28 protein-coding genes are annotated in these 26,742 nt (G+C 72.3%); 7 read left to right on the plus strand and 21 right to left on the minus strand.

Going from position 1 to position 26,742, the window contains the following annotated elements; all coding sequences use genetic code 11:
- Positions 1–5: 5 nt before the first annotated feature.
- The gene (locus ASG04_RS16015; protein ID WP_056126379.1) at positions 6–1,166 is read right to left on the minus strand and encodes a peptidoglycan DD-metalloendopeptidase family protein; all 1,161 of its coding nucleotides are present in this window, start codon (positions 1,164–1,166) and stop codon (positions 6–8) included.
- A gap of 161 nt (positions 1,167–1,327) precedes the next feature.
- The gene (locus ASG04_RS16020) at positions 1,328–2,371 is read right to left on the minus strand and encodes an NAD(P)-dependent alcohol dehydrogenase (protein WP_056126381.1); all 1,044 of its coding nucleotides are present in this window, start codon (positions 2,369–2,371) and stop codon (positions 1,328–1,330) included.
- A gap of 185 nt (positions 2,372–2,556) precedes the next feature.
- Here ASG04_RS16020 and ASG04_RS16025 point away from each other — a divergent pair, with 185 nt between their 5' ends.
- Both ASG04_RS16025 and ASG04_RS16030 read left to right on the plus strand, forming a co-directional pair.
- Positions 2,557–2,997 carry an OsmC family peroxiredoxin gene (locus ASG04_RS16025; protein ID WP_056126383.1) on the plus strand — a complete coding sequence of 147 codons (441 nt, stop codon included), beginning with the start codon at positions 2,557–2,559 and terminating at the stop codon, positions 2,995–2,997.
- A 79-nt stretch (positions 2,998–3,076) separates the two neighbouring features.
- Positions 3,077–3,331 (plus strand): hypothetical protein, encoded by a 255-nt coding sequence (locus ASG04_RS16030; protein ID WP_056126385.1) that lies wholly within the window; start codon positions 3,077–3,079, stop codon positions 3,329–3,331.
- Here ASG04_RS16030 and ASG04_RS16035 read toward each other — a convergent pair.
- Entirely contained in the window at positions 3,309–4,013 is a 705-nt protein-coding gene (locus ASG04_RS16035; protein ID WP_156463717.1) for a hypothetical protein, read from the minus strand. The genes ASG04_RS16030 and ASG04_RS16035 overlap by 23 nt on opposite strands.
- A gap of 70 nt (positions 4,014–4,083) precedes the next feature.
- Here ASG04_RS16035 and ASG04_RS16040 point away from each other — a divergent pair, with 70 nt between their 5' ends.
- Positions 4,084–5,601: a threonine/serine ThrE exporter family protein gene (locus ASG04_RS16040; protein WP_056126389.1), complete on the plus strand. Its 1,518-nt coding sequence runs from the start codon at positions 4,084–4,086 to the stop codon at positions 5,599–5,601.
- A gap of 24 nt (positions 5,602–5,625) precedes the next feature.
- Here ASG04_RS16040 and ASG04_RS16045 read toward each other — a convergent pair whose 3' ends face one another.
- Entirely contained in the window at positions 5,626–5,820 is a 195-nt protein-coding gene (locus tag ASG04_RS16045; RefSeq protein WP_056126391.1) for a DUF2795 domain-containing protein, read from the minus strand.
- 89 nt (positions 5,821–5,909) lie between these two features.
- Positions 5,910–6,587, minus strand: a complete 678-nt coding sequence (locus tag ASG04_RS16050) for a TetR/AcrR family transcriptional regulator (protein WP_056126396.1) — start codon at positions 6,585–6,587, stop codon at positions 5,910–5,912.
- A gap of 193 nt (positions 6,588–6,780) precedes the next feature.
- Here ASG04_RS16050 and ASG04_RS16055 point away from each other — a divergent pair, with 193 nt between their 5' ends.
- Entirely contained in the window at positions 6,781–7,101 is a 321-nt protein-coding gene (locus tag ASG04_RS16055) for a hypothetical protein (protein ID WP_056126398.1), read from the plus strand.
- Between the two features lie 123 nt (positions 7,102–7,224).
- Here ASG04_RS16055 and ASG04_RS16060 read toward each other — a convergent pair whose 3' ends face one another.
- The 5 genes from ASG04_RS16060 to ASG04_RS16080 form a co-directional block, all read right to left on the minus strand.
- The gene (locus ASG04_RS16060; protein ID WP_056126399.1) at positions 7,225–8,136 is read right to left on the minus strand and encodes an SDR family oxidoreductase; all 912 of its coding nucleotides are present in this window, start codon (positions 8,134–8,136) and stop codon (positions 7,225–7,227) included.
- A 103-nt stretch (positions 8,137–8,239) separates the two neighbouring features.
- The gene (locus ASG04_RS16065) at positions 8,240–9,172 is read right to left on the minus strand and encodes a PfkB family carbohydrate kinase (RefSeq protein ID WP_056126401.1); all 933 of its coding nucleotides are present in this window, start codon (positions 9,170–9,172) and stop codon (positions 8,240–8,242) included.
- A complete protein-coding gene (locus tag ASG04_RS16070) occupies positions 9,172–10,659 on the minus strand; it encodes a purine-cytosine permease family protein (protein WP_056126403.1) in 1,488 nt (495 codons plus the stop codon). The genes ASG04_RS16065 and ASG04_RS16070 overlap by 1 nt, the downstream gene beginning before the upstream one ends.
- Before the next feature lie 78 nt (positions 10,660–10,737).
- Positions 10,738–11,736, minus strand: a complete 999-nt coding sequence (locus tag ASG04_RS16075) for an ADP-ribosylglycohydrolase family protein (protein ID WP_056126405.1) — start codon at positions 11,734–11,736, stop codon at positions 10,738–10,740.
- Complete coding sequence (locus ASG04_RS16080) at positions 11,733–12,479, minus strand: GntR family transcriptional regulator (protein ID WP_056126406.1); 747 nt, start codon at positions 12,477–12,479, stop codon at positions 11,733–11,735. Before ASG04_RS16080 ends, ASG04_RS16075 begins: the two co-directional genes overlap by 4 nt.
- Positions 12,480–12,601: 122 nt before the next feature.
- Here ASG04_RS16080 and ASG04_RS16085 point away from each other — a divergent pair, with 122 nt between their 5' ends.
- Positions 12,602–13,315 (plus strand): hypothetical protein, encoded by a 714-nt coding sequence (locus ASG04_RS16085; RefSeq protein ID WP_056126408.1) that lies wholly within the window; start codon positions 12,602–12,604, stop codon positions 13,313–13,315.
- A 14-nt stretch (positions 13,316–13,329) separates the two neighbouring features.
- On the opposite strand, the gene ASG04_RS16090 is transcribed toward ASG04_RS16085, so the two are convergent.
- The 5 genes from ASG04_RS16090 to ASG04_RS16110 all read right to left on the minus strand — a co-directional run bounded on the left by ASG04_RS16090 (position 13,330) and on the right by ASG04_RS16110 (position 19,225).
- Positions 13,330–14,112, minus strand: a complete 783-nt coding sequence (locus ASG04_RS16090; RefSeq protein WP_056126410.1) for an endonuclease/exonuclease/phosphatase family protein — start codon at positions 14,110–14,112, stop codon at positions 13,330–13,332.
- A gap of 165 nt (positions 14,113–14,277) precedes the next feature.
- Positions 14,278–14,700, minus strand: coding sequence for a sigma-70 family RNA polymerase sigma factor (locus ASG04_RS16095; protein ID WP_156463718.1), 423 nt, complete (start codon positions 14,698–14,700; stop codon positions 14,278–14,280).
- Between the two features lie 40 nt (positions 14,701–14,740).
- Positions 14,741–16,258 carry an LCP family protein gene (locus ASG04_RS16100; protein WP_056126414.1) on the minus strand — a complete coding sequence of 506 codons (1,518 nt, stop codon included), beginning with the start codon at positions 16,256–16,258 and terminating at the stop codon, positions 14,741–14,743.
- Positions 16,259–16,411: 153 nt separating this feature from the next.
- Positions 16,412–17,062 (minus strand): GntR family transcriptional regulator, encoded by a 651-nt coding sequence (locus tag ASG04_RS16105; RefSeq protein ID WP_056126415.1) that lies wholly within the window; start codon positions 17,060–17,062, stop codon positions 16,412–16,414.
- A gap of 12 nt (positions 17,063–17,074) precedes the next feature.
- The gene (locus tag ASG04_RS16110; protein WP_056126417.1) at positions 17,075–19,225 is read right to left on the minus strand and encodes an MMPL family transporter; all 2,151 of its coding nucleotides are present in this window, start codon (positions 19,223–19,225) and stop codon (positions 17,075–17,077) included.
- A 76-nt stretch (positions 19,226–19,301) separates the two neighbouring features.
- On the opposite strand from ASG04_RS16110, the gene ASG04_RS16115 reads away from it, so the two are divergent.
- Positions 19,302–19,709 (plus strand): MarR family winged helix-turn-helix transcriptional regulator, encoded by a 408-nt coding sequence (locus ASG04_RS16115; protein ID WP_056126419.1) that lies wholly within the window; start codon positions 19,302–19,304, stop codon positions 19,707–19,709.
- A 68-nt stretch (positions 19,710–19,777) separates the two neighbouring features.
- Positions 19,778–20,779, plus strand: a complete 1,002-nt coding sequence (locus ASG04_RS16120; protein WP_056126422.1) for an LCP family protein — start codon at positions 19,778–19,780, stop codon at positions 20,777–20,779.
- A 76-nt stretch (positions 20,780–20,855) separates the two neighbouring features.
- On the opposite strand, the gene ASG04_RS16125 is transcribed toward ASG04_RS16120, so the two are convergent.
- The 6 genes from ASG04_RS16125 to ASG04_RS16150 all read right to left on the minus strand — a co-directional run bounded on the left by ASG04_RS16125 (position 20,856) and on the right by ASG04_RS16150 (position 26,713).
- Positions 20,856–21,530 (minus strand): transglycosylase family protein, encoded by a 675-nt coding sequence (locus tag ASG04_RS16125; protein WP_056126424.1) that lies wholly within the window; start codon positions 21,528–21,530, stop codon positions 20,856–20,858.
- 297 nt (positions 21,531–21,827) lie between these two features.
- Positions 21,828–22,985 carry a 23S rRNA (uracil(747)-C(5))-methyltransferase RlmC gene (gene rlmC / locus ASG04_RS16130; RefSeq protein ID WP_056126426.1) on the minus strand — a complete coding sequence of 386 codons (1,158 nt, stop codon included), beginning with the start codon at positions 22,983–22,985 and terminating at the stop codon, positions 21,828–21,830.
- 7 nt (positions 22,986–22,992) lie between these two features.
- The gene (locus ASG04_RS16135; RefSeq protein ID WP_321164492.1) at positions 22,993–23,892 is read right to left on the minus strand and encodes an SMP-30/gluconolactonase/LRE family protein; all 900 of its coding nucleotides are present in this window, start codon (positions 23,890–23,892) and stop codon (positions 22,993–22,995) included.
- A 23-nt stretch (positions 23,893–23,915) separates the two neighbouring features.
- Positions 23,916–24,737, minus strand: a complete 822-nt coding sequence (locus ASG04_RS16140; protein WP_056126427.1) for an aldo/keto reductase — start codon at positions 24,735–24,737, stop codon at positions 23,916–23,918.
- 21 nt (positions 24,738–24,758) lie between these two features.
- The gene (locus ASG04_RS16145) at positions 24,759–25,874 is read right to left on the minus strand and encodes a PQQ-dependent sugar dehydrogenase (RefSeq protein ID WP_056126429.1); all 1,116 of its coding nucleotides are present in this window, start codon (positions 25,872–25,874) and stop codon (positions 24,759–24,761) included.
- A 104-nt stretch (positions 25,875–25,978) separates the two neighbouring features.
- Positions 25,979–26,713 (minus strand): SDR family oxidoreductase, encoded by a 735-nt coding sequence (locus tag ASG04_RS16150; RefSeq protein ID WP_056126431.1) that lies wholly within the window; start codon positions 26,711–26,713, stop codon positions 25,979–25,981.
- Positions 26,714–26,742: the final 29 nt, after the last annotated feature.

Raw genomic sequence — 26,742 nt, forward strand, 5'->3', positions numbered from 1 at the left:
GAACGTCAGCGGAACTGCAGGACCGTCAGCGGGTCGACCAGGTTCCCGTTCACCCGCGTCTCGACGTGCACGTGCGGCCCGGTCGACTGGCCGGTGTTGCCCGACTTCGCGATCTCCTGCTCGGCACCGACCGTCTGGCCCGTCGTCACCTCGATCTTGCTGAGGTGCGCCGTCAGCACGGTCGTCACGCCGTAGGTCACCACGACGTAGTTGCCGTAGGACGGGTCGTTCGCGACGGTCTTCGTGACGGTGCCGGGACCGGACGAGTACACCGGCGTCCCGATCGGCACGGCGGCGTCGGTGCCCTGGTGGTAGCGCGGGACGTGCCCGGCGCCGCGGTCGTCGCCGTAGCGGCCGCTGATGACGCGGCTGACGACCGGCCACTGCATCGTGCTGATCGGCTTGGCGGACCAGACCCTGGTGCCGGCCTTGCCGTAGAGCACGATGTTGCCGTCGACCTGCAGGAGCAGCTGTCCGCCACCGGCCCGGTAGGTCTTGGTCGACCAGATCGCCTTGCGGTCGGCGCGGTAGACGACCAGGTTGCCGTCCGCCTGCACCGCGGTCCAGGCCCCCGGGTTCCGGTAGGTCCTCGTCGACCACGTCGCCCGGCCGTTCGTGTACTGCACCAGGTTGCCGTCGGCCTGCATCGTCAGCACGCGTGAGGTGCTGGCGTCCGTGCGGAGCGTCGTGCCCGCGGTCAGGACGGTGCCAGCGGGGACCCGGCTCTGGAACGACGCGATCTGCCAGCGCACGGCACCCGCGGTGTCCGTCGTGCGCATCGACCCGTCCGCTTCGACCGAGAAGCCCATCGACGTGTACCCGTTCGGACCCCACTTGGCGAAGATGACGCCGTTCATCGTGAGCACCAGGTAGCCGTCCTTGCGCGCCACCGCGACGGCCCCGGGCTTGTTCGCGGTGTTCGATGCCCACATGACGACGTTCCCGATCCCGTACTCGACCAGGTTGCCGTCGCCCTGCATGACCACGCGGTACTGCCCGTTCGGACTCGTCACCGAGTCACCGGGGTAGAGCTTCGAGCCGGCGGGCAGCAGTGCCGTGTAGGTGGCTGCCTGCGCCGGTGCCGCGACGACGAGCGCGCCGGCGAGGGCGATCGCCACCGCGGTGACGGCGGTGACGGTCCTGGTCCAGATGTGGGTCCTGCGCATGGTTCCCCTGCTCCCGCGGAGAACGGCGCGGGCCGCCGACCCGGTGCGGGTCGTTGGCAGCGCGCCCTGTTCGCGCTGCCGAACGATCGTCACAAGTGCCGACGGCGCGACACAGCCCCAGTTGCGGGGGTGGTCCGGAGGCTCCTGACGTGCAGGAGGGGTCAGGCCGAGGGGACCACGACCGCCCGGCCGGACAGTTCGCCGGCCTCGAGGTTCCGGTACGCCTCGAGCGCGTCGTCCATCGAGTACCGCTCGACGTCCGGCACGATCTGCCCCGCGCGGTACATCGCGACGACCTCGTGCAGGTCTTCGATCGTCCCCCAGTAGGTGTTCGTGATCGTCGACTCGTACGGCGTCGAGAAGAAGTTCCACTCCGTGGTGCCGCCCGCGATCCCGACCACCGTGAAGCGTCCGCCCACGGCCATCGACGCCTGCGCGACCCGGATCGTGGGTGCCGCCCCGACGAAGTCGAACGCCGCGTCGACGCCCCGGCCACCGGTGACCTCGCGGATGCGGTCCGCCTGGTCGGGACCGCCGGGGACGGTGACCGCGCCGCGCTCGGCAGCGCGGTCCATCGCGTCCTGCTTCATGTCGGTCGCGATGACCGTCGCGCCGGTCAGTGCCGTCAGGATCTGCACGGCGATCTGGCCGAGGCCGCCGAGGCCGACGACCAGGGCGAAGCGTCCGCCCCCGGCCAGGTTCGGCAGGGCGTTCTTGATCGCGTGGTACGGCGTCAGGCCGGCGTCGCTGAGGGGTGCGGCGGCGATCGGGTCCGCGTCGCCGAGCGGCACGAGGTTGCGCGCCGGGACGGTCACGTACTCGGCCATGCCGCCGTCGCGCCCCAGGCCGATGCCCGCCGCCGGGTTGGTGGCGGCGTTCACGCAGTAGGTGTCCTGCCCCTTCGAGCAGAAGGTGCAGTGGCCGCACCCGGTCGGGCCGTAGACCAGGTAGGCGTCGCCCTCGGTGAAGCCCGTCACACCGTCCCCGACGGACTCGACCCACCCGGAGTTCTCGTGCCCCAGGGTGAACGCGGGCGCCTGCGCACCGGGCTGTCCCTGCTGGAACTCGCGGTACACGGCGACGTCGGAGTGGCAGGCGCCGGCTCCGGCGACCCGCAGCAGGACCTCACCAGGACCGGGTGTCGGCTTCGGGACCTCGGTCAGGGAGGGGAAGGTCTGGTACTGCTCGAAGACGACTGCACGCATGCCCGCAAAACTACACCTGTCGTTCACTCCGAGGCGTGCGGAGACCGGACAGGGACGCGTCGGCCGGGCCGGGGTCGTCGCGAGCCTGCGTCTTCACCGAGAGCGGGTTGCGAGAACGGTCGTTCTCCGATTGACTCGGCTCTGGCGAGGCCGATCGGCCGCACCCCCACGACGAAAGGAACGGCATGCCCACGCGCACCGCACGTACCGCCTGGAACGGTGGCCTGAACGACGGCTCCGGCCAGGTCGAACTCTCCAGCTCGAAGGTCGGCACCTACGACGTGTCGTTCCCGAAGCGCGCTGCCGAGGACGCGAACGGCACCACCAGCCCCGAGGAACTCATCGCCGCAGCGCACTCCGCCTGCTACGCGATGCAGTTCTCCGCGGTCCTCGGCGAAGCCGGCGGCACCGTCGAGGCCCTCGACGTCAAGGCCGACGTCTCGCTCGGCCCCGACAGCGCCGGCGGGTTCAAGCTCACCGGCATCGTGCTGACCGTCCACGGCGAGGTCTCCGGGATCGACGAGGCAGCCTTCCAGAAGGCCGCCGAGGACGCCAAGGCGACCTGCCCCGTCAGCAAGGCGCTCACCGGTGTCGACATCTCGCTGAACGCGACGTTCGAGCAGTAGTCGTCACCACCTGACGGACAGGAGGCGCGGTGCCGGCTGGCACCGCGCCTCCTGTCCGTCTCTCAGTACCCTCGAGAGCATGACGGCCCGCCCCCGCACCTGGACCCACGTGACGCTGTGGCTCGGCCTGGCGGCCGTCGTCGCCGGCGTGGTCGTGGCGGCCACCACGCCACGCCCCTCGTCCGGCTGGTACGCGTACGCCCCGCTGTCCGACTATGCGTTCGTCGCGGGCACCATCGACTGGCAGCTGTGGACCGGTGTCGGCCTCGCCGTTGCCGGAGCAGTCGCCGCCGCCTTCGCTGCCGGACGCCTCAGCGTCCGTCGCCCGCGCTGAGCCGGGCATCCGCCGCGGCGAGCGCCGCGCGCATCCGCTCCGCCTCGCCAGCGGCCCACCCGCCGGAGCCGGCCAGCGGCAGCTCCGTCATGAACCGTCGACGGTCCGCGGGGAAGGCCCGGACGACGCGGTCCGGGTCCTCGAGCACCGTGCGGTACAGGTCCGGTCCGTCCGCGTAGTAGGGGTCGGTCAGCACGAGGCGGCCGTCGGCACCCCGCATCACGTTCGCCGGGTTGTCGTCGAGTGGGCCCCACCACGGCTGCTCGGCAGCACCGCGGGCGTGGACCTGGTGGAGGTGGTGTGCGAGCGCTCCGACCGCGGGCGAACCGACCACGACCGACGCCAGGAACGTGGCCGCCTCGGCCTCCGGCACCGGTGACAACGGCTCCATCAGGATCAGGTCACCACCGCCGTCGAGGACCCGGTGGGCGAACAGCGCCGGCACCTGCCCGGTGTCGGACGCGATCCGGTAGAGCATCGCCGCGTACGGCCCCGCGGGGTCGAACGGACTGATCCGCGCGACGACAACGCCGTCCGGTGACCGGAGCGCCCAGGCCCAGTCGCCCACCCCGGACGGCGTCCACCCGACCGCGCGCAGGAGCGCGTCCACGTCGAGGTGGGTGGCCCCGGGAGCGAGATCGGCCAGCAGCGCGCGGGCGGTGTCCCGCGACGTCGACGTCATGCCGGCCACGCTAGCCGAGCGTCCAGCGCGCGTGGAGGACGCGGTGGCGGGCGCCAGGCACAATGGCGTGATGCCCGATCCGCTCCAGCCAGCACCCCGGACGGGCCGCCCCCCTCGTCCACCGCACCGCCCGCGCGCCCGCAGCGTCGCGCAGCACGACCTGCGGGACATCCGCGCGCGGCTCCGGGGCTCGATCTACGAGCACGTCGAGCCGGACCGCCAGGCCGCCGCCCAGTACACGGCGGTGCAGATCGTCGACTTCTGCCTCGACGTCGCCGAGGTGATGCTCGCCTCGGGTGCCGACACGCGCAGCGTCGAGATCGCGCTGGTCGCCGTGGCGACGAAGTGGAACCTGGCGCCGCTCGAACTCGACTTCTCGGGCAGCTCCGTGACGATCCAGTACGCCCCTGCCGAGGGCCCGGCGCTGGTCAAGATACGCACGGTGCGGTCGGACGGGTCGGACCTCAACCGGCTGGCGTGGGCGAACCAGATCGTCGACGACGTCATCCACGACGAGCGCGACATGACCTCGGCGGTCAGCGCCCTGGTCGCCGTGCTGCGGATGCCGTCACGGTGGCCGACGTGGGTCGCCGACGTCGGGCTCTCGGTCCTCGGCACCTCGGTGGCGATGCAGGCCGGTGGCGGGTGGCGCGCCGGGGTCGGCGCCTTCGTGCTCATGCTGGGGATCATCGTGTCCGGGCGTTGGTTGACCGGCCGCGGCTACCCCCAGTTCTTCGTCTCCGGAGCGCAGGGAGCCGTCGCGTCGGTGATCGGCACGCTCGCGATCGGCGCCGGGGTGCTGCAGCCCGCGGGCGCCGCAACGATGGTCGCCGCGCTGGTGGTGCTGCTCCTGCCGCACGTGGCGCTGGTCACCTGGGCACAGGACGCGATCTCCGGGTTCCGGGCGATGGCCGTGGCCCGGGCGTTCTACATCGGGCTGGTGATCGCCGCCATCGTGGTCGGGGTGCCCGCGGGGATCGCGCTGACGAAGTGGCTGCACCTCGAGGTGGACCCGTCGGGCATCGTCACGCAGACCCTGCCGCTCTGGGCGTCCCTGTCGTTGACGGTGGTGTCCGCGGCGGCGAACTGCTTCGTCCAGCAGGCCAGCGCCCGCGTCATCCCCGTGGCCGTCGTGTTCTCGGTCGCTGCCGGGGCGTCACTCTGGGGACTCCGGCAGCTCGGACTCCCGCTGCTCGGCGCGACGTTCCTCGCCGCGGTGTTGCTCGGTGTCCTGTCGACCTACGCCGCGGTCCGGATGCGGACGGCGGTGTCGGCGATCTCGGTCCCGGCGTTCTGCGGCGCACTGCTGCCCGGTGTCGCGGTGTCCAACGCGCTGCTGAACTTCATGTCCGGGACCTCGAGCGCTGCACTCGACTTCGTCGCCGCGGTGTCCGTCGCGCTCGGCATCGGCGCCGGTCTCGTGCTCGGCGGCCTCTTCGCGACCCCGGGGGCCCGGCGTGCACTCCGGCGGACCCGTCGGGTCGTGGTGCACTCGGTCCACAGCGACACCACCGCACTGCGGGTCATCCGGGACAGCGGGTACGACCCGGGCAACGGGACCGTCCCGCGACTCCCCCGGACGCACTGAGCGCCCGAGGGGTCACGGTGCCCGTCAGCTCGCGTCGGAGACGGCGCTCGAGACGGCGGTCGGGGCGTCGTACTCGCCGTCCGGGATGCCCTTGAGCGCGTCCAGGACGTCGCCCTCAGCACCCTGCTGCTCGGCGGTCGACACGATGTCGTCCTTCGAGGCGGGGTAGTCGATGCCGCTCAGGTACTTCTGGATCTGGATCGGGTTCGGCGTTGCCATGGGGGCTCCTCGTTCGGTGGACCACCAGGACTACGCGAGCGGGTCTCGGCGACGGTCCAGCGTCGCGTTCCGCGGCCAGCGGGACCGCGCTACAGGTCCCAGCCGTCATCCGACCACGTGGACAGTCGACGCGCGGCCTGGGGCTGGTACCGCTCCATCCAGCCGCGCTCGAGCCGCGCCACGGCCCGGTCGAACGCCGGCACGAGGTCGAGGTCGGCCCGCAGGAGCGCCTGCAGCTGCAGCCCCTCGTACAGCGCGATGAGCTGCTCCGCGCCGCGCCGGGGGTCCATCGTGTGCGGAGCACGGCCGACGGCGACGTCGTGCTCGAGCCCGCGCTTGATCTGCGCGAAGAAGAGCTGGTACCGCGAGCGCAGGTAAGACGACATCGGGTGCGCCGCGTTGCCGGCGACCGACAGCAGCGCGACGAGCAACCGCATCAGTGCCGGGTCGTCGGCGTTCGAGGCGACGATCGCCCGGAGGAGCTGCACGGTGGTGCCGTCCCCGACCTCACGTGCGACCTCGTCCATGCGGGTGCCGTTCCAGCGGTCCAGGGCGGCGAGGACCAGGCCGTCCCACGACGGGAAGTGCTGCCGGAGCTCCTCCACCGTGATGTCGAGCCGCTCGGCGACGGCTTCGGGCCTCGCCTCGTGGAACGGCACGTCGCGGAGCAGGTCGACGGTGGTCCCGACGATCGTGATCCGCAGGTGCAGGGTCGCGGCAGCGGCGGCGGCTGCCGCGGTGTCCGCGCTGGTGTCCTCGAGCATCATGCCCTCCGTCGATCCGGGACGGCGGGTCGACGTCAGCGGGACCCGTGTCCGATCGCGGACGTCCTGTCCGCTCGACCCATCCAAGCGGTTCGCGGGGTGGAACAGAATCCCCGGTACGGGGGTCGGCAGGAAGGAGGACCGGCGCTGGTCGACCCCCTGGCGCGTTCCCGGCGTCCTGTGTGACGATGCGGGCATGACCCCGGACCACCCCACCGCCCAGGGCCTGGCGACGATGGCCTCCGCCGGCTTCGAGTTCGGCGGCGACCCTGACCAGGTCGCGCACGACGTCCGCACGATGTGGCAGCAACTCGGGCGTCCGCAGGGTGCGTTCGACGCCGCGGCACACGCCATCGCCGTGCTGCCGCAGCGTCCCGAGGTCCCGGTCGCCGCGCAGGCCGAGCGCCGACGGCTCGAGCGGGCGTTCGGCATCAACCCGGTCGAGGTCGAACTGGCTGCGGCGCTGTCCGCGCGCGAGCTCCTCGAGCGCATGGCCCGGAGCTGCGGGGTCGGCTGACCGGCTCGGCGTGCGTGGTGCGGTTCGCCGCCGCACAACCAAGAACACCTCGAACCACGGACGTCCGTGGTTCGAGGTGCGTTTGGTTGTGCGGCGCCCGATGGCGCCAGCGGGTGCGACGCCCTACGGCGTCGGCATGCCGCCGTCGACGTGCAGCGTCTCGCCCACGACGTACGACGACTCGCCGCTCGCCAGGAACACGAACGCCGGCGCGAGCTCGGCGGGCTGGCCCCAGCGACCGAGGTAGGTCTGCTCACCGGCCGAGGGCAGGGCCTCCGGCGGCTGGCCACCGGCCGGCTGCAGCGGGGTCCAGATCGGGCCCGGTGCGACGGCGTTGACGCGGATGCCCTTCGGCGCGAGCTGCGCGGCCAGGCCCTTCGCCAGGTTGTTCACGGTCGCCTTCGTGGCCGCGTAGTGCACCAGGTGCGGCGACGGCGCGTACGCCTGGATCGAGGTCGTGTTGATGATCGTCGAACCCGGCTTCAGGTGCGGGACGGCGGCCTTCGTGATGCGGAACGTCGCGTAGACGTTCGTCTTGAAGGTCTCGTCGAACTCCTCGTCGGAGATCTTCGTGATGTCGTCGACGTTCTGCTGCTTGCCCGCGTTGTTCACCAGGATGTCCAGGCCACCGAGCTCCTGCACGGCGGTCGCGACGAGGTGCTCGCAGAACTCGAGCGAGGTGATGTCGCCGGGGATCGCGACGGCCTTGCGACCGGCGGCCTCGATGAGCCCGACGATGCGGTCGGCGTCCTCCTGCTCCTCCGGGAGGTAGCCGATGGCGACGTCGGCGCCCTCGCGGGCGTAGGCGATGGCGACGGCCGCGCCGATGCCCGAGTCGCCTCCGGTGACGAGTGCCTTGCGGCCCTCGAGCCGACCGGAGCCGCGGTAGGTGTCCTCGCCGTGGTCGGCCGGCACGTTCTTCGCCATCTCCTCGTCGGTGCCGGCACCCTGGAGGTACTGCTCGTCGGGCTTCTTGTCCGCGTAGAGCTTGGTCGGGTCCTGCATCGTGTACTGGTCGATCTGCTGGTCCGTCATGTCCTCGACGGTACGCAGCGCGCCTCCCGGCCCCGTCAGCCGACTGTCCCCCGGCGGGCCCGGAAGGCGGGACGGGAGGCCCGGCACCGGTCCGGCGCGCGGGTCAGGCCGGGTGGGCGGCGAGGAAGGCGTCGGTCTCGGCCCGCGTGGGTGCCGTCGCCGGGCCGAGGCGGGACACCGCGATCGCCGCGGCCGCGTTCGCACGCCGGACCGCGTCGAGGACCGGCTCACCGCGGGTCAACGCGGCGACCAGGACGCCGCCGTGTGCGTCGCCGGCGCCGTTCGTGTCGACCGCCGCGACCGGGAAGCCCGGCACCAGGACCGGACCGTCCGGCAGCGACCGGTCGGCCACCCAGCACCCGGCCCCGCCGTCGCGGACCAGCACGGCGCCGCGCGCCCCGGCGGCCATGGCGGTGACCGCCTGCCGCAGGTCGGCCGACGTCGGGGACATGAGCCGGGCCTCCCGGGCGTTCGTGGACAGCACGTCCGCACGTGCCCTGACGGGGCCGAGCACCCCCGGGTCGAGCGTGTCGACGAGCGGTGACGGGTCCAGCACCACGCGCACCGACGCCGGCACCGTCGGCAACCAGTCGGCGATGGCGGCGCCGTTCTCGGCGTGCGCCAGGCCGTAGCCGGAGACGAACAGCGTGTCGTCGTCCCGCAGCGCGATGCGGGCCAGGTCAGCCGGCCCGAGCCGCCCCTCCGCGCCGACGGACGTGACGAAGGTGCGCTCGGTCGAGGCATCGACGAGCGCGACGCAGTACCCGCTGTCCACGTCGTCGATGCCGGGCTGCACGACCTGCACGTCGGCGTCGACGAGTGCGCGACGGACGACGTCGCCGAAGGGTCCGGTGCCGTACTGGCCGCCGAAGACCACCTCCATCCCGTCGCGCCGGGCGGCGACCATCGTGTTCAGGCCACCGCCCGCCGTGATGTCCGAGGACGAGGCGATCACGTCGCCGCCGGGCTCGGGGAGCGCACCCACCCGCATCACCAGGTCGACGATGACGTTGCCGACGGAGACCAGTCGGGGCATCAGCGGCGACCGGCGAACGTCAGCGGCGCGGACTCGTCGGCCTGCTCGTGCAGCAGGCCCTTCGGACCCCCGCTCAGCAGGTAGACGGCGGCAGCGACGACGAAGGTGACGACCCACCCGAGCCCGTTCGCGCCGATCCACGTGCTCGAGAACGCGCCGACGAACACCGGGTCGGCGTCACCGACCTGCACGCTCGTGAACAGGAACCCGACGACGATCGCGACGGCCCAGGCGATGACGGCGCGCCACGCGATGCCGCCGGAGTACCAGTAGCGGCCGCCGGCGCGCAGGTCGAGCAGCGCGGTCGGGTCGTACCAGGTGCGCCGGGTGATGTCGGCGATGAACACCCCGAGCCATGCGGTGATCGGGACGGCGAGCACCGAGATGAAGGTGATGAACGGCGCGTAGAAGCCGTCGGCCACGAGCATGAAGTACATGGCGCCGAGGAAGGTCACGACGACGTCCACCGTCACCGCCCACACGCGGGGGACCTTGATGCCGAGGGTCAGCGTCGTCAGGCTCGCCGAGTAGACCGACAGGTGGTTCGAGAGCAGCAGGCCGCCGAACGCGGCGATCAGGTACGGGATCGCCATCCACCCCGGCAGCAGGTCGCGGATCGCTGCGACCGGGTCCCCGGCCCGGGCCAGCGTCGGGTCACCGGCCGACACCAGGGCGCCGAGGCCGACCAGCAGCACGAGCGGGATGCCCGCGCCGGCGGCGCTCGCAGCGACCAGCTTCGAGGCCCGGACGCTCGTCTTCGTGTAGCGCGCGATGTCCGCGCCCGCGGTCGCCCAGCCGATCCCGGTGCCGGCGGCGATGGTGCCGATCCCGATGGCCATCGCGGCGAACGGGCCGGCCGGTGCGCTCCCGACCACGTCCCAGTCGACGCGCAGGACCAGGAACACGGCCACGAACACGTTGAGCGCGCCGAACACCCAGGTCGCCCACTTCTGCACGGCGACGATGAAGGCGTGGCCGAGGCCGGAGATCAGCACCGTCGCGACGACGAACACCAGGATGGCGACGACCGTCAGCAGCGGGGTGTGCTTCGCGTCGCCGTCCGTGCCGAACAGGATCGTGAAGAGCGAGAGCAGGACGAACGCGGCGGTCGTGGTGTTCACCGTCTCCCAGCCGAGCCGCGACAGCAGCGAGACGAACGTCGGGCCGATGTTGCCCCGGACGCCGAACACCGCGCGGCTCAGGGTGAGTCCGGGTGCACCGCCGCGACGACCCGCGATCGAGATCACCCCGACGAGCGCGAACGAGCCGGCGGCGCCGATCACGGCGACCAGCAGCGCCTGCCAGACGTTGAGGTGCTGGAAGGCCACGAGGGTGGCGCCGAGCGGCAGCCCGAGGATCGAGATGTTCGCGGCGAACCAGACCCAGAACAGCGCTCCGGAGCTGCCGGTCCGTTCGGCGGTGGGCACGGGTTCGATGCCGCGCTGTTCGACGCTGGTCAGGGTGCCGGCGGTCGGTTGGTGGGACATGGTTCCTCTTACGTCGTCGGAAGGGTTCGTCGTGCTGGACCCGAGCGGTGACTCGTGGGGGATGCCACCGCTCGGGGCCTACCTGCGGTGTCGCAGGGTGACCAGGGGTGTCACGACCTCGGTGAACCGGAGGTCGTTGACGGACTCGACGCGGGCGACCGATCCGGCCGGCCAGGCGTCGGTCCCGTGGACGGCACCGAGCACCGCCCCGGCCATCGCCGCGATCGTGTCGGTGTCGCCGCCGGTGCTCGCCGCGGTGCACAGCGTGTCCCACGGGTCGAGGTCGAGCGCGACGAGGGCCAGGGCGGTGACCACCGACTCCTGGCTCGCGACGCTCGTGCCGATGACGCCGTCGATCGCCCGGACCCGCTCGGCCGCGGGCACGGTCGGCAGCCAGGTGCGCGCCCAGGCGGTCTTCGCGGCGATCGACGCGCCGGCGATCCAGTGCCCGCGTCGCTCGCCGACGGCCGCTGCGGCCACCGCGACGTCGAGCGCCTCGTGCCGGGAGGCCCCGTCGATCCCGGCACTGACGGCTGCGGCGATCGCGGCGGCCCCACCGATGCCGATCCCGGTGTCGTGCGTGACGCGCGAGGCGTCCTGCACCGCGTCGACCAGCGCCTCGAGGTCGTCGGCGGGCGTCGCGATGCCGACGGGGGTGATGCGCATCGCCGCGCCGTTCGTCGTGCCGGTCGACCCGGCCTCGGAGGCGGGGACGCCGTCGAGGATGCGCTGCACGGCGGTCTTGGTGCTCGGACCCAGCAGGTCGAGCGACCCCTTCGCCGCCATGCCGCGCTCCCAGTCGATGAGCGCCTGGGCGAAGCGGGCGGGGTCGATCCGTCCATCGCCCTCGACCAGCAGGCGCGCGACCAGCACGGCCTGCTCGGTGTCGTCGGTGATGCTCGCGGCGGGCATGCCGTGCGCGATGCGCTGGTGTGGGCCGGCGTCGACGAAGCCCGTGATGCCGCCGTGGTCGAGCCGGATCTCGTCGCGGGACATCGACTGGGTCGGCATGCCGAGGGCGTCGCCGATCGCGAGCCCCTGGAACGCGGCCAGGGCGTGGTCGGTGGTGCGGCTCATCGCGGGTCCCCCTGGTCCGGACGCGTGCTGGGTCGCGGGTCGCCCTGGCCGAAGCGCATGTGGATCCGGAACCGCTCCGGGTCGAGCAGGCTGTCGACGGCCTCGACGAAGGCCCCGTCTGCCGTCCGCGCCACCCGACGACTGTGCAGGAACGGGGTGCCGGCGGCACGACCGAGCACGACGGCCTCGTCCTCGTCGAGCGGCCGGACGTCGATCCACTGTTCGGCGCGGGCGGGCACGAGCCCTGCTGCCTCGATGGTCGCGCTGAGGGACCCGTCGACCAGTCCGTCCTCGACCGCCTGGTCGAGTCGGCCGATGCGCGGGACGATGCTCCGTTCGAACGAGACGTGCGGGCCGCCGTCGATCGACCGCACGCGATCGACCGCGACGAACGCGGGGTCGGCGCCGACGAGGCTCGCGAGCTCCGCGTCCTGGATCCGTTCGATCCGGAGCGTGGTGGCGTGCACGGGGGTGCCGCTGCCGGCGATGGACCGCGCCCAACCGGCTCGGGGGTCGAGCGCGGCACCGTCGAAGGTCACGACCGACCCCAGGCCGCCGCGGGTCGCGATGTACTCGTCGTCGGCGAGTTCGGCCAACGCGGCGCGGACGGTCCCCCGGCTGACGGAGTAGCGCTGGGCCAGGTCGTGTTCCCCGGGCAGGCGCTCCCCGGGGACGTAGCGGCCCGTCGCGATCGCGTCGCGGAGGGCGTCGGCGACGAGGCGTCGCTTCGATGAGACGGGCATGACAGCAACGGTACATGTACAAGACCTGTCCAGTCCAGCAGAAGATCACGGTCCGGTGACGGCGAGGCCCCGATCCGGTAACAGCCGTCGCGCAACGGCGCAGCTGGTCGTACCGTCGAACGGTGACTGCACGGATCTCGCTCGCGCTCGGCGCCGCCACACTCGCCGTCCTGGTGGGTGCCACGGCCGCCGACCTGTCGAGCGGTGGCCCCACGGACGGGCGTGCCGTCGCCGCCGAGCTCGCACCGGACCCGAGCGCCGCGCACGTCTCGAACGCCAAGCTCAAGCGCGTCGACGGCCTCGAGCTCGACTCCGAGTCGATCACGCTCCGCCGGGGGGACCGGACCGTCGCCGTGGCGTCGATGCGCAACGGGGACGAGACGGTGGCGCTCTTCGACCGGCTGTTCGGCACGCCGTCGCGCACGCAGACGGCCGAGGGCGACGGGGGGCGCTGCTTCCCCGCCGGTGTCACCTACACCTGGGGCGGCGCGCTGCGGGTCGCCGCCCTCGCCTCGCCCTCCGAGCTCGGCAACGCACTCGAGGTCCGCATCCTGCGCGCGGACGTCCGGGCCCGCACCGGTGGCGTCGTCGAGCTGAGCGGTCCGGACGGCGTCCAGGTGGGCGACGACCTCGAGGACGTCATCACGGACACCCCGACCGGCGACCGCGAGTCCCTGGGGTCGGACGACGCCCCGGCGTGGCAGGTCCTGCTCGCCGAGGGCTGGCCGTCGGACCGCAAGGGCGCGGGGACGAACGGCGTGTCCGCCCTGACCGACGACACCACCGTCACGGTCATCGGCTCACCCATGCCGGTGAACGCCGCGCGGAGCTGCTGACCCCGACGCCGTGGTCACACCCGGATCGTCGCGACGACCGGGAAGTGATCGCTCGCGAACCAGGTCTCCGGTCCGTCGTGGTCGATGCGGACCCGGTCGACGCCGGCGACGCCCTTCGTGAACACCCAGTCGATTCGTGCCCCGGTGTCCACCGGCGCACGCCAGTCGTTGTACGTCGCAGTCCGGTCGTCCGGGTCGCCTGCCACCGTCCACGCGTCCGACCAGCCGGCGTCGGCGAACACCCGCGACGCCGCTCCGGAGCCGGCGGGCTCGTTGCAGTCGCCCGCGAAGAGCAGCGGACCGTCGACCCCGGCCAGGCGCTCCACGACGAGCGCGGCACTGCGGGCGCGGACCTCGTCGCCGTGCGCGTTCTCCTCGTGGTCGAAGTGCGTCGTCAGCAGCGTGAACTCCGGACCGTGGACGTCGAGGAACCGGGCGTGGTTGGCGATGCGCGGGTAGACGCTGCCCCAGGTGTTCGACACCGGTTCGTCCGGCGTGTCCGACAACCAGAAGGAGCCCTCGTCGACCGGACGCAACCGGTCGGTCCGGAAGAACACCGCGGCGTGCTCCCCCGCCGTGCCGCCCTCGCGGCCCTGCCCGACGTCGGCGTACCCGGGCAGCCCCCGCCGCAGGTCGTCCATCTGGTGCGCGAACGCCTCCTGCACGCAGAGCACGTCGGGGCCGTTGCGGCGGACCACGTCGAGCACGACGGGCAGCCGTGCGGGCCAGGCGTGCGCCGGGTCCGGGTTCTTGATGTTGTACGTCATGAGGGTGATCGGCAGCGCGGGGGTGGTCACCCGTCGAACCTACGGGGACGTGCCTGACGGGCTCGTCATGACCCGTCGCAACGCCAGCACGCCGTCGCGCGCACGCGTCTTCGCGGTCGCCGTCGGCACGCCCAGGCAGGCGCCGGTCTCCGGCCCGCTCATCCCCACGAGGTGACGCAGGACGACCGCGTCGCGCTATCGCGGCGGGAGGGTCCGCAGCGCACGGCCGAGTTCGACGCGGTCGAGGACCGACTCGGCGCGCTCCACGCTCGCGTGGTCGACCAGCTCGAGGTCCCTGGCGCCGATCCGGAGGTCGCGGTCGCGGTCCGCGCGCGACTTCCGCAGACGGTCGATCGCGCGCCGCTGGGTGATCGTCCGGATCCACGCGATCGCGGAGTGCGACGGGTCGAACCGGTCGGCGATCATCCAGAGCTCGAGGAACACGTCCTGCACGACCTCTTCGGCGAGACCCGCATCGGCGAGGTACTGGCGCACCCACCGGTGCACCAGCGGGCGGAACCGGGTGTGGATCCGCGTGAAGGCGGCCCGGTCACCCCTGCCGACGGCGACCATGAGCGCGCGTTCTTCGGACCGGGTGACAGACAGATCGGCGTGCACCACCAGAATGTGACATTTCTGGCGCCAGACCGCAACTCGGTCAGTAGATGCAGGCGTCCGCTTCGCCGTAGGCGTGCACGGCCGTCGACGACGGGCTCGGCTCGTCGGAGGGCGACGCCGCGTCCGAGGGTGACGCCGCGTCCGAGGGGTCCCCGGAACCGCCGTCGGACGACCCGCCACCCGGTTCGGTGGGCACCGTCGCGACCGCGGTCTTGCCGTCGGTCCCGAGCACGAGCGTGACGCCGGTCGCGGTCGGGGTCTGCACGGCGACCGCGCCCGGCACCGCTGCCATGACGGCCTTGGCCTGGGCTTCCGACCCCGCCGGGTACTGCACCATCGTCGTCGCCGTGGTGTCCGACGAACCCGGCGCCCCGACCTGGAAGCCGCGCCCCGCGAGCGTCGTGCCCGCTGCGCCTGCCGCGCCGGTCACTCCGCTGCCGTTGAGCACGGTGACGGCGACCGACGCCGGGTCCGCCGCGGTGGCCGACGTGTAGGCCTCGGGCTGCCCGACCAGGCCCTGCACGAACGCCGGCATGCCGGCCGTGTCGACCTCGACGATGGACAGCGCTGAACCGCCGACGTAGATGGTCGGGGTGCCGAGGATCGGGATCGTCGCCGACTTGATGGCGGCTGGCCGGAGGTTCCGCAGCTGCGTCGCGAGCGACAGCATGTCGAGACCCTGGTCGGTCTCGATCGACCCACCGATCGCGTCGATGATGTTCGTGGTCTTGACGGGGTTCAGCAGGGTGCCCGCCGAGAGGATCTTCCGTGCCTCTTGCGACAGGAAGTACTGCTGGCGGACCTGGCGGTCCAGGTCGCCGTTCGGCAGCCCGTGTCGCTGGCGCACGAAGGACAGCGCCTGTTTGGCGTCGAGCTGCGAGTTGCCGGCGGGCAGGTCCACGCCGGAGTACGTGTCCTGGGCGGGTTCCTTGAGGCAGACGGAGACCGGGCCCAGTTGCTTGACGATCTCGTAGAACCCGAGCAGCGACACCCGCACGTAGTGGTCGATCGACAGGCCGCTCAGGCCCTCGATAGTCTTGATGAGCAGCTGCGCACCGCCGGCGGCACCGCCACCGTTCATGGTGCCGTAGGAGAAGGCACTGTTGAGCTTGCCCTTGCCGACACCGGGGATCGACACGTACGAGTCGCGGGGGAACGAGATCATCGTCGCGTCCTTGCCGTCCGCGGAGATGTGCAACACGATCATCGTGTCGGTGTTGGTCGCGCCGCCGTCGGTCTCGGTGCTCAGCTCGGCGAGCTGCTCGGGCGTCGCGTTGTCGGGCCGGTGGTCGTCGCCGACCAGCAGGATGTTCATCGCCTTGCCGTCGACGTCGTCGTGCGTCGAGGTCGACCCCGTGATCGCGTCGACCTTGGTGACGCTCGACGCGAGGCGGTTGTACGCGTACGCCGCGTACCCGCCGCTGAGCAGCAGCCCCATCGTCAGGACGCCGGCGATGGCCGGGAAGACCACGCCGATCCCCCGCTTCTGCCGGCCGTGCCGGGGCGGCAGGACGCCGCGACGGGGGCGCTCGGTCGTCTCTTCAGGCTGCGTGCTCACTGCAGCACGATAACCGCAGACCGTGAGCCGAGCATGAGTCCCGACACCGGCCCGGTGCCCTGGCCCCCGGACTGGAGGCGCGTGGCGGGCCCGGTGCGGGCCTCCTGTCCGTCTGCTGGCAGCGACTCGCGCCCGTCCGCTGCCCGCCCCGGCTCAGCCGCGCGTCGGCAGCAGGTGGACGGCCTCCATCGCCAGCTCGGCGGCGATCGGGTCCTTCGCGAGGACCGCGTCACGGAGCTTCTGCAGCTCGGGCAGGACCACCGCAGCGGGGACGAGCTCGGCGAGCTCGGGCACGCGGAGCTTGAAGGCCAGGCCGTCGGTGGTCGACCGGCAGAGCTGCTCGAGCGAGGCGTTGCCGCAGGCACCGGCCCACATCGCGTACAGGTCAGCCCCGTCGTGCGCGACCTGTGCCTGTTCGGCGTGCTCGGTCCGCTTCGTCACGTCGTCGAGCATGGCGACGACCTTGCGGCGCTGGGCGTCGGTGAACCGCGGGACCGCCAGCCGGACCACGCCGCCGTAGATCACGCCGAGGGTGCGGTACGCGTCGAGCAGTTCGTCCTTCGTCGGCGCTGCGACCCGCGTGTAGCGGTTCGGCGCCATCTCGATCAGACCGGCGCGGGCGAGCTCCGCGAGCGCTTCGCGGATCGGGGTCCTGGAGACACCGAGCCAGGCGATCAGGTCGTCGTCGTTCAGGCGTTCGCCGGCTTCGAGGGTGCCGTCCATGATCGCGTCGCGGATCTTGTCCTGCACGGTGTCACGGAGGAGCTTGCGCTCTGCGGCGGGCTGCGTCGAGGGGACTGGCATGGGCCCAGCGTGTCACATGTCAGCGCGCCTGCGTGCGAGGCGCGACGGCCACCACGCACGGTGACCCAGGTCGTACACGATCGCCGGCACGAGCAGGGAGCGCACCACGATCGTGTCGAGCAGCACCCCGAACGCCACGACGAAGGCGATCTGCACCAGGAACAGGATCGGGATGACGCCGAGCGCGGCGAAGGTCGCGGCGAGCACCACCCCGGCCGAGGTGATCACCCCACCGGTGACACCGAGGCCCCGCAGGACGCCCTCGTGCGGCCCCGAGCGGATCGTCTCCTCGCGCACCCGGGTCATGAGGAAGATGTTGTAGTCCACGCCGAGCGCCACCAGGAACACGAACGAGAACAGCGGGACGGACGGGTCGGCACCGGGGAAGTGGAAGACGTGGTCGAACACCAGGGCGCCCACGCCGAGCGCTGCCGCGAAGGAGACGATCACGCTGCCGATCAACACCAGCGGCGCGACGATGCTCCGGAGCAGCAGCATCAGGATGAGCAGGATCACGACCAGCACGACCGGGATGATGAGCGTGCGGTCGCGGATGCCGGTGTCGTTCGTGTCGACCGCCGTCGCGGTGACCCCGCCGACGATCGCGCCGGGGTCGGCGCGCTCGACGGCGACCCGGAGGTCCCGCACGGTCTGCTCGGCAGCGTCGGAGTCGGCGGTGTGCGTCAGGGTTGCCTGCAGCAGGACCCGCCCGTCGACGACGGTGGGCTCTGCCCGCTGCCCGGTGCCCGGCTGAGCGCTCCCGGACCGGGCGGTGTCCGCGTCGGTGCCGACGGGCACGGTGCCGGTCTGGGACTGCTTCGACACCGCGGCCACCCCGTCGATGCCGTCGGTGCGCTCGATGGCGGCGACGAGCCGGTCGAGCCGGTCGGCGTCGCCGATCACCTGGGCCGGACTGCCGGATCCGCCCGGGAAGTGGTCGGCGAGCACGGCCTGGCCGTCCCGCGCCTGGGACTGACCGATCACCAGGTCGCTCTGCGGGACGCCGTCGGCGCGGAGCCCGAGCAAGCCGGTCCCCATCGCGAGCAGACCGACCGTGCAGACGATCCAGACCACGCGCGAGCGACGGGCCACCAGACGACCGACCCGCGCCCAGAGCCCGCGGGCGTCCGGCCCGGTCACGGCCGGGTGCGCGCTGCCGAAGGTGGGCCGGAGCGGCCAGAACGCGGCGCGGCGGAAGGCCAGCAGCAGTGCGGGCAGGAGCGTCAGGGCGGCGAGCACGCTGAACGCGATGCCGATCGCCGCCACGGGACCGAGCGCCTTGTTCGAGTTGAGGTCGGACAGCAGCAGGCAGAGCACCCCCACGATGACGGTGCCGCCCGAGGCCAGGACCGGTTCGAGGCTGCCGCGCAACGCCGCCTTCGTCGCGTCCCACCCGGTGCGCTCGTCCCGCAGCGCCTCGCGGTAGCGCGAGACGTAGAGCAGGGCGTAGTCCGTCGCGGCCCCGATCACCAGGATCGACAGGATGCCCTGCACCTGCCCGTTCACGGTGACGATGCCGGCCTTCGCCAGGGCGTAGACGACCAGGATGGAGGCCGTCAGGGCGAACGTGGCAGTCCCGAGGACCAGGAACGGCAGGAGTGGCGACCGGTAGACGACCACCAGGATCACCAGCACGGCGAGGAGTGCCACCCCGAGCAGGATCCCGTCGATGCCCGCGAATGCCTCCGTCAGGTCGGCGGTGAACCCGGCTGGCCCCGTCACGAAGCCCTGCACTCCGGACGGCAGCGCTCGGTCGACGTCGGTCCGGATGGCAGCGACCGCGTCACCGGTGTCCGCGGCCGTCGTCAGGGTCGCGACGATCTCCACCGCGTCGCCGTCCTTGCTCGGGATCGGCGGGCTGACGGCCTCGACGTCGGACCGCTCGCCCAGCGTCCGGGCCAGGTCGGACGCGGCTGCGGTGTCGGACGACCGCAGACCGCCGTCACGCTCGAGCACGACGACGGCCGGGGCGCCGGTCTCGTCGCGGAACGCTGCGGACTGCTGCTGCACCTCTGTCGCGTCGGCGGACGCGGGCAGGAACGAGGTCTGGTCGTTGGTCGAGACCTCGGAGATCTTGCCGAAGAACGGGCCGCCGACCGAGGCGACGCCGAGCCAGACGACGATGACGAGCGCAGGGAGCACGATGCGGAGGAAGCGGGGCACGCGGCTGAGCGTACTCCGATCGTCAGCATGCTGAAGACTCGGTCCCACCCGATCGGCGCTCCGTAGACTCACCACCATGCACGACGATCCCGCGGCCTGGCCACTCGGCCGGCTCCTGGCGGCGGCGTCCCGGTCCGTCGAGCGCGACTGGGACGAGCGGCTGCGTGCCATCGGGCTCCCGCACGCGGCGCTGATCGCGATCGACATCCTCCTGCGCACGGGGCCGACGGGCGCCGACACCATCGCGCGCACGGCCCGCGTCCAGCCCCAGACCATGTCGCGCACGCTCGAGCGACTCGAGCGGGACGGTCTGGTCGAACGGGGACCGCACCCCGACGACCGCCGACGCCGCGTGGTGATCGTCACCGAGCGCGGTCGTGCCGCGTGGGACGAAGCGAAGCACGTGGAGCGCGAGGTGCTGCCCGACGACCCGGAGCTGCGGGCGGCCCTGGGTCGGATCATCGATCGCGGCAGGAAGTCCTAGCATCTGATATACCGGATGTCGTAGACTGGAGCGTCGGCACCCATGCCGACTCGATCCCAGGAGTCTGCATGTCCGGCCGCCGTTCCGCCACGCGTCGTCGACGCCCGTTCCTCGTCGCACTGCTCGCCGCCGTCGGGTCACTGCTCGGCATCGCCGCAGTGGTCGCCGTCGTCGCCAGCGTGTTCGTCGGCAGCCTCGCGAGCAGCTACGACCGCGACACCGACACCATCGCCGACGCGTTCCCGAGCGGCGACCGCCCGACCCGGTCCGACGACGCGCTCGACGTCCTGCTCATCGGGTCGGACTCACGCAGCAGCCTCGACCCCGACGGTGACCACGCGGCCGGTGGCCGGTCCGACACCCTGATGCTCGCGCACGTCCCGGCAGACCGGCGGTCCGTCCAGCTGATGTCCATCATGCGCGACTCGTGGGTCGACGTGCCGGGGCACGGGACGGCGAAGATCAACGCGGCGTACGCGTGGGGTGGTGTCCCGCTCACGGTGCAGACCGTCGAACAGCTGCTCGACGTCCGGATCGACCACGTCGCCGAGATCGACTTCGCCGGGTTCGCCGGCATGACCGACGCGGTCGGCGGGGTGACGGTGCAGGCCCCCACCGCGTTCACCGCACGCGGCCACCACTTCGACGCCGGCGCGAACCGGCTCGACGGCGACGCGGCGCTGGCCTTCGTCCGCGAGCGGTACTCGTTCGCCGATGCCGACCACACCCGCGTCCGGAACCAGCAGGCGTTCATGCGCGGCATCGTCGACGGACTGCTGTCGAAGGGCACGATCACCGACCCGGGTCGCATCCGGGACTTCGTCGCCGCGACGAGCAGGTACCTGTCCGTCGACGCCGGTCTCGACTCCGGCACCCTCCTGCGTCTGGGCTGGTCGCTGCGGCACGTCACACCGACCGACCTGCAGACCTTCACAATGCCCACGGCGGGCGGGGGGACCGCGCCGGACGGGCAGTCGTTCGTCATCGTGAACGACGGTGCCGTCCAGACCCTGAGTGCCGCCCTCCGGTCCGACGACCTGACGCACTGGCTGGCGACGAACCCGCACTGACGCGCGCGTCACGCGCAACGGCGAACGCCCCCACGACCGTCGGTCGTGGGGGCGTTCGCGTGACCGGTCGGCCGGATCAGGCCGGGAGCTGCAGGGTCTGGCCCGCGTAGATCAGGTTCGCGTCGTCGATCGACGTGTTCGCGGCCCAGAGCTTCGTCCAGCCGCCGTCGATGCCCAGCTTCGTGGCGATGCTGTCGAGCGTGTCGCCCGACACCACCTGGTAGGTCTTGCCGCTGGTCGGCACGGCGGCGGGCTTCGCCGGCGCAGCCGGAGCCGCCGGGGCCACGGCCTTCGGAGCAGCGGTCGTCGTGGGCGTGGTCGCCTTCGGCGCAGCCTGCTGCGCGGGGGCCGGCGCTGCGGGGGCCGGAGCCGCCTGCTGCTGCGGGATGGCCGCCGGGGCCGCGCCGGTGGTGCCGCTCAGGCCGAGCTTCGCGGAGCACGCGGGCCAAGCGCCCCAGCCCTGCGATGCGAGGACGTGCTCGGCGACGGCGATCTGGGTCTCGCGGCTGGCGTTCGCCGGGCTGCCGGTGCCGCCGTTCGCTGCCCAGGTCCCCTGCGTGAACTGCAGGCCGCCGTAGTAGCCGTTGCCGGTGTTGATGGCCCAGTTGCCGCCGGACTCGCACTGCGCGAGGGCGTCCCAGGTCGAGCCGGAGGCGGCGTTCGCGGGGGCGGAGAGCCCCACGCCGGCCGCTGCGATGCCGGCGAAGGCGAGTCCGCCGAGGACGGCGCGGGTTCGGGTGGTCTTCTTCATGTGTGTTGCTCCAGCGGGGCCGCGCGCCGGGATCCGGCGTCCCACTGCCCACCCCGACCGATCGCGGTCTGTTGAGGTGTCGCCGGGGGCAGTGGTCCGCGCCGGCGTCACGGTGGGCCACCATAGGAAACTCCGTCCCGTTATCAAACTGAGACAAACAGTTCTACCCAGGGGGGATGTGTACCCCGAGCCCGACCCTGTATGTGTCGATCCCCGCGCAGGCGGCGATCACGTGTACCCGGGGACACGAACATCCGAATCCCCTGGCAATGCTCGGTCTCCCGACCGCGACCCCGGTCAGAGTCCGGATCGCGAGATGAGCGTGACCGCTTCCAGGTGGCCGGTCTGCGGGAACATGTCGAGCACGCGGGCGCGACGCAGCCGCAACGAGGGCATGCGCGCCAGGTCCTTCGCGAGCGTGACCGGGTTGCAGCTCGAGTAGACGACGTGCTGCACGTCGGAGGCCTCGAGCCAGTCCGCCAGCTCGGGGCCGATGCCGCGGCGGGGCGGGTTCACCATTACGAGTTCCGGGGTCTGCTCCGGCCGGGAGCGCAGCGCGTGTGCGGTGGCGTCGTCGGCGGCGAACCGGACGTCGACGAGCCCGGCCTCCCGGGCCGACTGCGTCGCGGAACGGACGGCCTCGCGCGACGTCTCGATGCCGGTCACGAGTCGACCCGGGCGTGCGGCGTGCAGGGCGAACCCGCCGACGCCGCAGTACAGGTCCCACATCGTCGCGGGGGCGACCTCGTCGATCCACTCCGTGGCCTGGGCGTAGAGCTGGGCGGCGACGGCGGTGTTCGTCTGGAAGAAGCTCTGCGGGCGCAGGTGCATCGTCACGCCGCCCATCCGCATCGGCAGGGTCTCCTGCTCGGTGAGCACGACCTCGCGCTCACCCTCGGTGACGGCCTTGTGTTCGGGCAGCAGGTTCGCGGTCACCACCATCGCCCGCGGCAGGGCGAGCAGCAGGTCCCCGAGCCGGGACCGCAGCCGCGCCAGCTGTCCCTCGGACCGCAGCACGAACCGCACCATCAGCTCACCGTCCGGCGACTCGGTCACCAGGACGAACTTCAGTTCACCGCGCCGGGTGGCGACGTCGTACGGGATCAGTCCCGCCGAGGTGACGAACTCGGCCAGGACGGGCAGCGCCTGTCGGATCCCCGGCGTGCAGATCCCGCAGTGCCGGATGTCGACGCCCCGCTGCCGGTGGTCGAGCAGGCCGATCGTGGGGTGCTCGGACGACCCGCCGACGACCATCTTGGCGCGGTTGCGGTACCCGGACTCGGGGCTGGTGACGGCCGACGACCAGGAGACGGAACCGGGTCCACCTGCCGCCTCGACCGCGTCGTGCAGGAGCTCCCGTGTGCGGAGTTCCTTGTCGAGGACCTGCTCGGCGTACGGCTGCCCCATGAGCGTGCACGACCGGCACACCCCGCGGTCGAAGTAGTCGCACTGCATGGCCGAGTCAGGATACGGCGTCCCGGGCGGTGGTCGGCAGCCGGTACACGGACGTGGTCGCGGTGAGGAACAGCGTCGTGCCGTCCGGGCCGCCGAAGCACAGGTTCGAGACGACCTCGGGCACGGCGACCTCGCCGAGCCGGGTGCCGTCCGGCGCGAACACGACGACGCCGCGGTGCGATGACGACCACACGTTGCCGTCGGTGTCGACGCGGATGCCGTCCGGGACCCCCTCGCCGGCGCCGAAGCGGGTGAACTCGCGACCGTTCTTCACGCGCGGGGCGACCGCGTCGCCGTCACCCCGGGGCGAGTCGGCCACGTCGTACGCGCGGATGACCGGATCGTCGCCGGAGGAGCTCGCGACGTAGAGCACGTGCTCCGAGGGGCTGAACGCGAGCCCGTTCGGCTCGTCGACGTCGAGCACCACCGGTCGCAGGTCCGCGCCGTCGGGTCCGCAGCGGAACACCCAGTGGTCGCCGTACTCCCGCACCCCGGCGTGGCCTTCGCGCGGCTGGGTGATGCCGTACGCCGGATCGGTGAACCAGACGCCGCCGTCACGGGCCACGACGACGTCGTTCGGGGAGTTCAGCCGGACGCCGTTCCACGCGTCCGCGATCACCGTGACGACGCCGTCGCGGTCACGTTCGACCCGACGGTGCCCGTGCGAGCACTGCACGACGCTGCCGTCGTGGTCGATCGTGCGCCCGTTCGTGAACTCCACGCTCGTCGCGTACTCGTCGGTCTGCCCGGAGGACGCGTGCCACTGAAGGATGCGGTCGCCGGGGATGTCGGACCACCGCAGCGTCCCGGTGGCGGGCACCCACAGGGGCCCCTCCGCCCAGGTGCTGCCCGTGGCGATGCGCTCGAGGGCGCCGGGGTCGGGGACCAGGTCCGTCATCGTCGACATGGCGCCAGGCTACCGGGACCGGCTCAGTCGGTGGTGTCCTGCAGGGCATCGAGCGCCGCGACGTCCTCGGGTGTCAGCACGAAGTCGACGTCCGCGTTCTCGGCGATGCGCGACGGGGTGGTCGACTTCGGCAGGGGCAGGACGTCCTTCTCGAGCAGGTACCGGATGGCGACCTGGGCGACGCTCTTGTCGTACCGCGCGGCGATCTCCTGGATCTCCGCGTTCTCCAGCAACCCGCCGGTGGCGAGCGGCGAGTACCCCTCGACCAGGATGTCCCGTCCGCTGCAGAACGCCGTGGTGTCGTCCTGGGTGTTGCCGATGAACCAGCGGATCTGGTTCGCGTGCGGCACGACGTCGGTGTTCCCCAGCAGGTGCTCGAGGTCCGGCACCGCGAAGTTCGAGACGCCGATCGACCGGGTCTTGCCCGCTTCGTACAGCTCCTCGAAGACCTTCCACACCTCGACGTTGCCGTCGCGGTGGTCGCTGCCCATGTCGCTCCAGGGCCACGGCGCGTGGATCAGGTACAGGTCGACGACGCCCAGGTCGAGGTTCCCCGAGGACTCGGCGAAGGCGTCGCGCGCACCCGACGCCGTCTTGACCTCGGCGGGCAGCTTCGTGGTGATGAAGACCTCGTCACGCGGGACGCCGCTGTCGCGGACCGCTTCGCCGACGCTGGCCTCGTTGCCGTACGCGAGCGCGGTGTCGATGTGGCGGTACCCCGCGTCGAGTGCAGCGCGGGTGGCGTCGTAGGCCCGGGAGCCGGACGGGATCTGCCACGTGCCGAAGCCGATCTTCGGGATGTGCAGGCCGTTGGACATGACGAACGTGTCGGTGAGTGCAGGCATGTCCCGGACAGTACGCCCGCGTCAGTCGGTGAGGTCCACGGAGAGCACCCGGTCGTCGCCGTCCCCGGACGAACCCCGGCCGTCGGTGTTGTTCGTGACGAACCAGAGCGTGTCGTCGGGCCCCTCGAGCACCGTGCGCAGCCGGCCGTAGGCGCCGCCGAACCACTCGCGCGAGGTGGTCGGGTCCGCGGCGGGCACCGACCGCAGGACCTCGCCCTGCAGGTTCGCGACGAACACCGTGTCGTCGACGACGGCGAGCCCGGACGGACTCGCGTCGTCCGTCCGCCACTGCTGCACGGGGTCGACGAAGCCCCGGTCGGTGCCGCCCTTCCCCTCGACCTCGGGCCAGCCGTAGTCCTTGCCGGCGGTGATCACGTTGAGCTCGTCCCACGTGTTCTCCCCGAACTCCGAGGCGAACATGGTGCCGTCGTCGGCCCACCCGAGCCCCTGCACGTTGCGGTGTCCGAGCGAGTACACCGGCGAGCCGGCGAACGGGTTGTCGTCCGGCACCGCCCCGGACGGCGTCAGCCGCAGGATCTTCCCCGCGAGCGAGTCGCGGTCCTGCGCCTCGGACCGGTCGCCGGCGTCACCGACGGTCACGTAGAGCATGTCGTCCGGCCCGAACGCGATGCGGCCGCCGTTGTGGAAGCTGTTGGACGGCAGGTCGTCGATGACGGTGGTGGGGTCGCCGAGCCCGTACGCCCCGGCCCGACCCGTCAGCGGGTAGCGCTCGACCCGGTTGCCGTCCTGCCCGGTGGAGTAGACGAACAGGTCGTCGTCCTCGACCGCCATACCCAGCAGCCCGCCTTCGCCACCGTGGCGGATCCCGTCGACGGTCCCCACGGTGCGCGTGCTGCCGTCGTCCGCCAGCTCGAGCACGTCACCGGAGTCGCGCAGGCTCACGAGCGGGACGTCGTCCTCGGTCAGCACGACCGACCAGGGTGCGTCGAGGTCCGTCGCGACGTCGCGGACGGCGCCGGTCGGCGCCACTTCGTCGCGGGCCAGGTCGCTCGGCGGGGAGGCCGTGGTGCGGCCCCGGGTCGGGTCGTCCTCGGCGTCGGGTCCGGCCGTGCACCCGGCGAGCGCCAGGACGACGAGGGCGAGCGACGCGAGCGGGGCAGCGGTGCGGGTGCGCATGGCCGTCACGCTAGGCGCGTGCCACGGACGACGGACGGGAGGCTCGGCACCTGTCCGGCGGACACCCGGCGGTCCGTCAGGTCAGCACCGCACGAGCCACCCGGTCAGTGCTGGGCCACCGGGCTGATCACGAGCTCGTCGACGCGCACGTGCGCCGGGGCGTCGAGCACGAACCCGATCGTGCGACCGATGTCCTCGGGGGTGAGCATCACGGCACGGGCAGCGGCGTCGGGGACCTGCGGGCGCTGGTCGAGGAAGTCCGTGGCGACGTCTCCCGGGCAGAGGTGCGTCCCGCGGAGGCCGTGCGGGGCCTCCTGCTGGTTCAGGCTCCGGACGACGGACCCGAGCGCCGTCTTCGAGGCCGAGTACGCCACGCCGGCGCCCGGTTGGAACGACCAGCCGGCGTACGAGGACACGACGACCACCACGCCGGCACCGCTGGCGCGGAGTGCCGGGAGGGCGGCGTCGACGACACTGACGACCGCCGTCAGGTTGGTGTCGACGATCGCACGGAACCCGTCGACGGACTGGTCGTCCCACCGTCGTTCCGGAGCGTTCAGCCCCGCGGCCAGCACCAGGCCGTCCAACCGGCCGTGTCGTGCGGTGAGCGTCGCGGCGGCGGCGACCACGGCCTCCCGGTCGGCTGCGTCGAGCGGCAGCACGTCCGCGGAGCCGCCCGCCTGCCGGATCTCGTCGGCGACCCCGTCGAGCCGGTCGACTCGGCGCCCGCTGAGCACCACCGTCCAGCCGCTCGCGGCTGCGGCGCGTGCTGCGGCAGCGCCCATGCCGCTGCCGCCGCCCGTCACCCAGAGGACCCGGTCTGGCGCTGCGTTCGTCATGTGGGGAATGGTAGAGGTGATGGAGCCGG

It is taken from the genome of Curtobacterium sp. Leaf183, from assembly GCF_001424385.1.
Classification (GTDB): Bacteria; Actinomycetota; Actinomycetes; order Actinomycetales; family Microbacteriaceae; genus Curtobacterium.